Annotated in this window: 10 protein-coding genes and 1 riboswitch; of the genes, 5 read left to right on the top strand and 5 right to left on the bottom strand. The window is 68.5% G+C overall.

The window, feature by feature from the left end; all coding sequences use genetic code 11:
• Window positions 1-20 precede the first annotated feature (20 nt).
• The 3 genes from NS2_RS13045 (at window position 21) to NS2_RS13055 (ending at window position 1536) form a co-directional block, all read left to right on the top strand.
• Complete coding sequence (locus NS2_RS13045; protein WP_033087684.1) at window positions 21-341, top strand: 2-oxo-4-hydroxy-4-carboxy-5-ureidoimidazoline decarboxylase; 321 nt, start codon at window positions 21-23, stop codon at window positions 339-341.
• Between the two features lie 40 nt (window positions 342-381).
• Window positions 382-855, top strand: coding sequence for a YbaK/EbsC family protein (locus NS2_RS13050; protein ID WP_147207174.1), 474 nt, complete (start codon window positions 382-384; stop codon window positions 853-855).
• 132 nt (window positions 856-987) lie between these two features.
• Window positions 988-1536 (top strand): flavin reductase family protein, encoded by a 549-nt coding sequence (locus NS2_RS13055; protein ID WP_033087682.1) that lies wholly within the window; start codon window positions 988-990, stop codon window positions 1534-1536.
• Between the two features lies 1 nt (window position 1537).
• Here NS2_RS13055 and NS2_RS13060 read toward each other — a convergent pair whose 3' ends face one another.
• Together NS2_RS13060 and NS2_RS13065 are read right to left on the bottom strand one after the other, a co-directional pair.
• On the bottom strand, window positions 1538-2176 hold the full coding sequence (locus NS2_RS13060) for a LysE family translocator (RefSeq protein WP_033087717.1): 639 nt from the start codon (window positions 2174-2176) through the stop codon (window positions 1538-1540).
• Between the two features lie 176 nt (window positions 2177-2352).
• Window positions 2353-3012, bottom strand: coding sequence for a biliverdin-producing heme oxygenase (locus tag NS2_RS13065; RefSeq protein WP_063897705.1), 660 nt, complete (start codon window positions 3010-3012; stop codon window positions 2353-2355).
• A 221-nt stretch (window positions 3013-3233) separates the two neighbouring features.
• Window positions 3234-3348: riboswitch (SAM riboswitch) on the top strand.
• 63 nt (window positions 3349-3411) lie between these two features.
• On the opposite strand from NS2_RS13065, the gene NS2_RS13070 reads away from it, so the two are divergent.
• Window positions 3412-4725: an aminotransferase class V-fold PLP-dependent enzyme gene (locus tag NS2_RS13070; RefSeq protein WP_033087681.1), complete on the top strand. Its 1314-nt coding sequence runs from the start codon at window positions 3412-3414 to the stop codon at window positions 4723-4725.
• A gap of 15 nt (window positions 4726-4740) precedes the next feature.
• Here the strand turns inward: NS2_RS13070 and NS2_RS13075 are convergent, their stop codons facing one another.
• Both NS2_RS13075 and NS2_RS13080 read right to left on the bottom strand, forming a co-directional pair.
• Window positions 4741-4929: a hypothetical protein gene (locus NS2_RS13075; RefSeq protein WP_033087680.1), complete on the bottom strand. Its 189-nt coding sequence runs from the start codon at window positions 4927-4929 to the stop codon at window positions 4741-4743.
• Between the two features lie 20 nt (window positions 4930-4949).
• Complete coding sequence (locus NS2_RS13080) at window positions 4950-5399, bottom strand: DUF2752 domain-containing protein (protein ID WP_052086350.1); 450 nt, start codon at window positions 5397-5399, stop codon at window positions 4950-4952.
• Window positions 5400-5525: 126 nt separating this feature from the next.
• On the opposite strand from NS2_RS13080, the gene NS2_RS13085 reads away from it, so the two are divergent.
• Window positions 5526-6137 (top strand): hypothetical protein, encoded by a 612-nt coding sequence (locus tag NS2_RS13085; protein WP_033087678.1) that lies wholly within the window; start codon window positions 5526-5528, stop codon window positions 6135-6137.
• 89 nt (window positions 6138-6226) lie between these two features.
• Here NS2_RS13085 and NS2_RS35985 read toward each other — a convergent pair.
• Window positions 6227-6706: hypothetical protein (locus NS2_RS35985; protein WP_186817594.1), on the bottom strand; the 480-nt coding region annotated here is incomplete at its 5' end.

Below are 6706 nucleotides of genomic sequence, written 5' to 3' on the forward strand. Positions count from 1 at the left end.
TTCCCGTTTGTGAGGTCACGATGTTGATGCATCACGGAATCGGCCTCGACCGCTTCAATTCGCTCTCCCGCCTGCGCGCAATTCACGCACTGTACGAGTGTTGCTGCAATGTCACCTGGGCGCAGAAGCTCGCCGACGGCCGCCCCTATCCGGGTTACGCCGCACTGCAGACGGCCGCCGCCGCCGAACTGCACGCCCTGTCCGCGGTGGACCTGGAGCGGGTCTTCGATTCCTGTGTCCGCGAGCAGGTTTCGGGCCGCACCGTCGAGGAGCTGATCCCCGTCGTGCGCGCCCGCATCCACGAGCTGCTGGGCCCGGAGGAGGGCTACCCCGACTATTGATCCCCCGCACATTCACCGCAATCGCCTTACCCTGGTTCCCATGCGCAGGTCGCTGCCACCGGTCGCGTCGAGGGTTTCCGACACCTTGATAGCGCGCGGCCATCACGGTGTGATCATCACTCAGCCCAATCCCACCCATACCGCGCAGGAAGCCGCCGAGGCGCTCGGGGTGACGGTCGGAGCCATCACCAAGTCGCTGGTCTGCCTGCTCGACGACGATCCGGTGCTGCTGCTGGTCTCCGGCGCGCACCAGGGCGATCTGGACCGCACCGGCGAGCGACTCGAGGGCACCCTCACCCGCGCACCCGCGGCTATGGTGCGGGAAGTCACCGGGCAGCCCATCGGCGGCGTCGCACCGCTCGGGCATCCCACCAATCTGCCCACCTTCGTGGACAACGCGCTCTCGCAGCATCAGGAGCTGTGGGCGGCGGGCGGGCATCCGAACACGGTGTTCCGCACGACCTTCGGGGAGCTGGTGCGCATCACCGCGGGGCTGGCCATCGACGTGGACTGAGCGATTTCTTGCCGCGCGGGGAATAACCGGGCGCTCGACCACGTAGGTTCGAGACATGAGGGAGCGCAGCGAGCGAATCGAAGACACAGCGCGCATCGCGCACGCCGGAGCCGAGCGCAGCGAGGCGGAGGCGTGAGCGATTCCCCGACGCCCGGCACCGAGCTACACGTGCCCGACGATCTGAGCGGCATAACCGCGCAGCAGTATCGCGCCGCCATGCGGCACTATCCGGCGGGCGTCACCATCGTCACCCTGAACTCGGAGAACGGTCCCGTCGGTTTCACTGCCACCTCGTTCGCCTCGCTCTCCGCGCAGCCCCCGCTCATCTCGTTCAATATCGCCGAGACCTCCTCCAGCATCGAGGCCATGCTGCGGGCCGAATCGCTGGTGGTGCACTTCCTGGGCGAGCATCAGAAGCATCTGGCCCAGCGGTTCAGCCGGTCCGCGGAGGAACGCTTCACCGACCGGTCGCTATGGACGACGCTCGGCACCGGCGAACCTGTCCTGCACGGCACCCCCATCTGGGTCCGCGCGACCGTCCACCAGCTCCTCCCGATCGGCGACCACACCCTGATCATCGGTCTGGTCACCCAGGTGCACGACAACACCGCCGACTCCCCCGCAGTCGGCCCGCTGGTCTACTACAACGGCGCTTACCACCGCGCCGAGATCGCCGACTGATTCACGCCGCGGCCGATGCGGCCGTCCCGATCCCCAGCGCCGCGAGAATCGCCGCACTCGCCTGTTCCAGCCGGGCCCGGATCTTCGGCCGCTTCAGCAGGGCCACCGCCCGCGCGGCCGCCACCGCCAGCACGATCATTTCGATTGCGGCGACGGTGGATTCGATCGCACCGAGGGTGAGCGTGTTCAAGAACGTCACCTGAACCAGGAACTGCGGCAGCACCGCGAGATAGAACAAACCCACCTTCGGATTGAAAACACAGGACAGCAAACCGGCAGCGAACGCCGAGCGAATCGATACCGGCTTGCCCTGCGCCACCTGAACTTCGGTCTCCCCGGAATCCTCGCCCTGCCCCCGCCGATGCGCCAGCAGCGCCCGAATCCCCAGGTACACCAGGTAGATTCCGCCGATCACCTTGAGCGTGCGATATGCGGTCGCCGACTGTTCCAGCAGCGCGGCCACGCCCGCCGCGACCACGGTCGCCCACACGATCCCGCCGAACGCCGACCCCACCGCCGCGGCGATGCCGGGTCGCGATCCGGCCATCGAGAAGCGCAGTACCAGAAAGGTATCCGGGCCCGGGGTGAGCGCCAGCAGCACACACAACCCGACGAAACTCAGCAACAGCGCAAAACTCATGCCCTCCATGGCAACCCATTGCCGCGCCCCGACGCAAGGGCGCTGCCGTCGCCCCCCGCGAAGTCGCCGTTGACCCTGCCCCCGACGAACAGGGTCAACGACTTACCGGGCAGACAGCACGAAGGCCGCCTCCCCCGCCTGATGAAACGGGGCCGACGGCCTTCTGGGCAGCGATTTCAGTTCCGCGCGCTGAACTCGGCACCCAGCTCACGGAACAGATCGGTGTTCATCGTGAACGCCAAGCGCGCCTCGTCGAGCACGCGATCGACCTCGGGACCTTCGAGGGGAAGCCGGTCCAGGCTCTCGCGGTACTCGCGCTTGAACGCGGCCGGATTGGCGATTCCGTCGAAGACGTAGAAGCGCACGCCGTCGCCCTTCTTGGGCAGGTTCCACTGCTTCTCCGCGGTGCCGCGAATGACCTGGCCGCCCGAGAGATCACCCAGGTAGCGGGTGTAGTGGTGGACGACGTAGCCGGCCGACCACGCATCGGCGCACTCCTCGATGCGTGCGGCGTAGGCGGCGGTCGAGGGCAGCGCGGTCAGCTGCTCGCGCCAGTTCTCCCCGCCGAGGTAGGCCAGGTCGGACTCCAGCGCGGCCCGCCGCGCCAGTTCGGGCTTGACGAACGGACCCGCGACCGGATCGGAAGCCAGTGCGTCGGAATGCTTTTCGAGGGCGGCGTAGACGAACCACAGCTGCGCGGTGTACCGGTAGAACGCCTCCACGCCGAGCTGCCCGGTGAGCATGTCCCGCATGAACGTGGAGTGTTCGGCCTCGTTGTGCTGCTGCTCGGTCGCGGTGCGGATCAGCGTCGAGAACGGGGTGCCGGTGTCCAACATGGTCGCGCTCCTCGTGATCAACTTCGGGGCATCCCACTTTGGCTACCCTAACTTCACCTCGACCATACGCCTCAGCAACGATCGCGCGATTCGAACTTTGCGGCCCACCCGATCCAACTTTCGGACGATTTTTCCGAACCGGACGTGCCGTCCGTCACAGCCCGCCGCACGCCGCGGCGGGGTTGACAAGCTCGCGAATCATCTGCCAGTCTCTGCAATCAGGTCATGAGTACCAGCGTCAAGCCCCGGCTAGCTGGTCGGCAACCCTCCCTCCGCGGCGGGGTGCTCCGGGTGACGACCGGGCCGTAGCCCGACCGGGCACGGCAAGCGCGGACTCTCGATCGATTCCTTTTCGGATATAGCCCGATCGCGCGTCCATGAACCCGATGGGATTTCGTGATGACCGCATTCGCCGACCAGACCTGTGCCGCCCTCGCCACCGTGTCCGGCTGTGATCTCCAGGTTCCGCTCGTCCAGGGCGGGACCATCGGCTACGCCAACTTCGACTACGCCGCCAGCGCCCCCGCATTGCAGCAGGTCACCGACCGGATCGCCGAGCTGCTGCCGTTCTACGCCAGCGTGCACCGCGGCGCCGGCTACGCCTCCCGGATCTCCACCGACTGCTACGAGTCGGCCCGCGGCTCGGTCGCCCGCTTCCTGAACACGGCCGACGACCAGGTCGTGGTCTTCACCCGCAACACCACCGACTCGCTGAACCTGCTGGCCTGCTGCGTGCCCGGCGACACCGTGGTGCTGGACGTCGAACACCACGCCAACTTCCTGCCCTGGGCCCGCCGCGGCCGCCGGGTGGTGCCGATCGCCGACACCATCGAGGAGACCATTCAGCGCGTGGTCGCCGAGCTCTGCTCGAAACCCGCTGCGCTGCTGGCGGTTACCGGCGCATCCAATGTGACCGGTGAGCTGCTGCCGCTGGAGCGGCTGGCCTGGATCGCGCACCAGTGCGGCACCCGCATCCTGGTGGACGCCGCCCAGCTGGCCCCGCACCGCCGCATCGACCTGCGCACCACCGGCATCGACTATCTCGCCTTCTCCGGCCACAAGGCCTACGCACCGTTCGGCGCGGGCGTGCTGGTCGGCCGCCGCGACTGGCTGGACGCCGCGCAGCCCTACCTGGCGGGCGGCGGCGCGGTGCGCTCGGTCAGCACCGACAGCGTCGAGTGGGCCCCGGCCCCGCAGCGCCACGAGGCCGGTTCGCCGAACGTGCTCGGGGTGGCCGCCCTGGCCGCCGCCTGCGACGCCCTCGCCGATCTCGACGAGACGACCGTCGTCGAGCACGAGCAGTACCTCACCCACCGCCTGCGCTACGGCCTGAAAACCGTTCCGGGCGTGAACTTCCTGCGCATCTGGCGCGACAGCACCGACGCCGTCGGCATTGTCGCCTTCACCATCGACGGCTTCGAGCCCGGCCGGGTGGCCGCCTATCTCTCGGCCGAGCACGGCATCGGCGTGCGCGACGGCCGCTTCTGCGCCCACCCGCTGCTGTCCCGCCTCGGCGTCGACGCCGCCCTGCGCGCCAGCATCGGCCTCGGCACCACCGCCGCCGACGTGGACCGGCTCATCGACGCCATCGCCACCCTGGTCGAGAACGGCCCCGCGTGGAATTACGCCCACACCGAAGGACATTGGAACCCGGTCCCGGAGACCCGCCCCTTCAACGGCTCGGCCGACGGCTCCGCACCCTGCGGATTCTGAGCCGCGGATTCCGAACTACGGCACGAGGTATCGGGCCGCGAGCTCCTCGATCAGGGGATCGTCCTCGGCCACCGCGTCCAGGCGGTCGAGGTCGTCGCGGACCGAGACCTGCCGGGTGTCCTCCAGATCCGGATCCGGCGGCCCGTCCTCCTCGAGCTGACGCACCAGCTTCTCGCGCACGCGGGACTTCAACGAATCGCTCATACCCAGAGCATGCCCCAGGACTAAACGGGGGCGATCCAGCTCCCCCACGGCGTGTTCCGGACAACGGTGAAGACGAAGAGGAACGCCAGCGCCACCCACATCGCCGATTTGGGCAGGACCTGCGGTAGTCGCGGCGGGGTCGAACTGCCCCGGAACCCGCGCACCAGCCAGGTTCCCCACCAGGCGATGAATCCGAGGGTGAGCGGCAGGATCAGCACATTGCTCTGAATGGCGTCGAGAAAGCGGCCATCGGTGAGGTTGTGCAACCCGCGCAGCCCGCCGCAGCCGGGGCACCAGTATCCGGTGAGTTCGTAGAACGGGCAGACCCCGTAGGAGTTCTGCACGTGCGGATCCCGGAAGTGCAGCAGCGCCAGCCCGCCGGCCACCGCCCCGCCCGCCAGCAGCGGTAGCCCGACGCCGAGCCACCGCGGGCGCGCGGGCGATTCCATGGCTGCTGCGGTGATATCCACGACCCCCAACGGTAGCCGCGTCACCGGCAACCTGCCAGATCACACCGAACTTCGCACCCCCACGTGTCGAGCGCGCTTGGGTATGCTGCCCCGGCAATCATTTTCGAGTTCGGGGGAATTCCACTCATGTCACAGCAGCAAGGTGGTGGCAAGGTCCGCGGCGTCATCGCCGTGGTCGGCGCCATCGTGGTGATCATCGCCATCCGGATCGGCGTCCGCCTCATCGACCACGCCTTCGGCCTCATCGGCCTGCTCGTCTTCATTCTCATCTGCGTGGGCGCCTGGTTCGCCCTCAAGAAGAAGCGGGAGAGCGCCCAGTCCACCGCCCCGGTCTACGCCCCGGCGCCCGCCCCGTACGATCAGGCGCCCAGCCCCTACGACCAGCAGAACACCCCGGTCCAGGGCTACCCGGCCCCGAGCGGATCCTTCCCGCCGCCGATCGGCGCGCCCCAGCACGGGTACCTGCCGCCGCCGAGCGCTCCGGCCGCGCAGAATTATCCCGCGCCGCAATCGAACTACCCGGCTCCACAGCCGAACTATGGCGCGCCGCAACAGAATTACCAGCACCCGCAGCCGGGTTACGCCGCGCCGAACCAGCCGGGTTACCCCGCGCAGCCTTCGGATCCGTATGCGCCGCAGGGCTACCCGCCGCCCGGCGGCGGTTACCAGCAGCCGGGCTATCAGCAGGGTGGGTATCCGCAGCCCGCACCGCCGAACTACCCGCCCCAGCAGCGGTGACCCACCGCACTCGAGCACGAGACGGCCCGTACCGGATTCGATCCGGTACGGGCCGTTCGCATTGCGGCGTAGGTGAATCCGCGGTGGAGTCAGCGAATCGGAGCGCGCTCCACGACCGGCGCGGTCAGTACGCCCGCCAGCATGTCGACGATCTCTCCCCACGCCGCCACGTCCCCGGCGGCGACCCGCCCGGCCTCCACGGCCCGTTCATGATCGGCCAGCAGCGCGAACAGCACCGTCGGCAGCGCCCGTAACCGGCGCAGCCGCAATCGTTTCGGCAGGTCGGTGAGCTCGGCCTGCAACTGCCGCATGATCACCCGCACCGAGGTGCGCCGCGCCGATTCCAGATTGGCGGCATCGGTGACCGCCGGGTGGGTGTGGATCTGTTCGAGAAACCGCCCGTAGTGGTTGATCCCGTGCCGGTCGCCCAGTTCGAGCATGGGAATGACCAGCGCCTCGAGCAGTTCGTGCACACCCGCCGCGCCCGCGCCCGACTGTTCGGCAAGCAGCTCCAGCCGCCGCACCTCCAGCGTGGCCAGCCGGTGTTCGACCACGGCCAGAATTAGTAC

The sequence above is a fragment of the Nocardia seriolae NBRC 15557 genome, from assembly GCF_007990715.1.
GTDB classification, from domain to species: domain Bacteria; phylum Actinomycetota; class Actinomycetes; order Mycobacteriales; family Mycobacteriaceae; genus Nocardia; species Nocardia seriolae.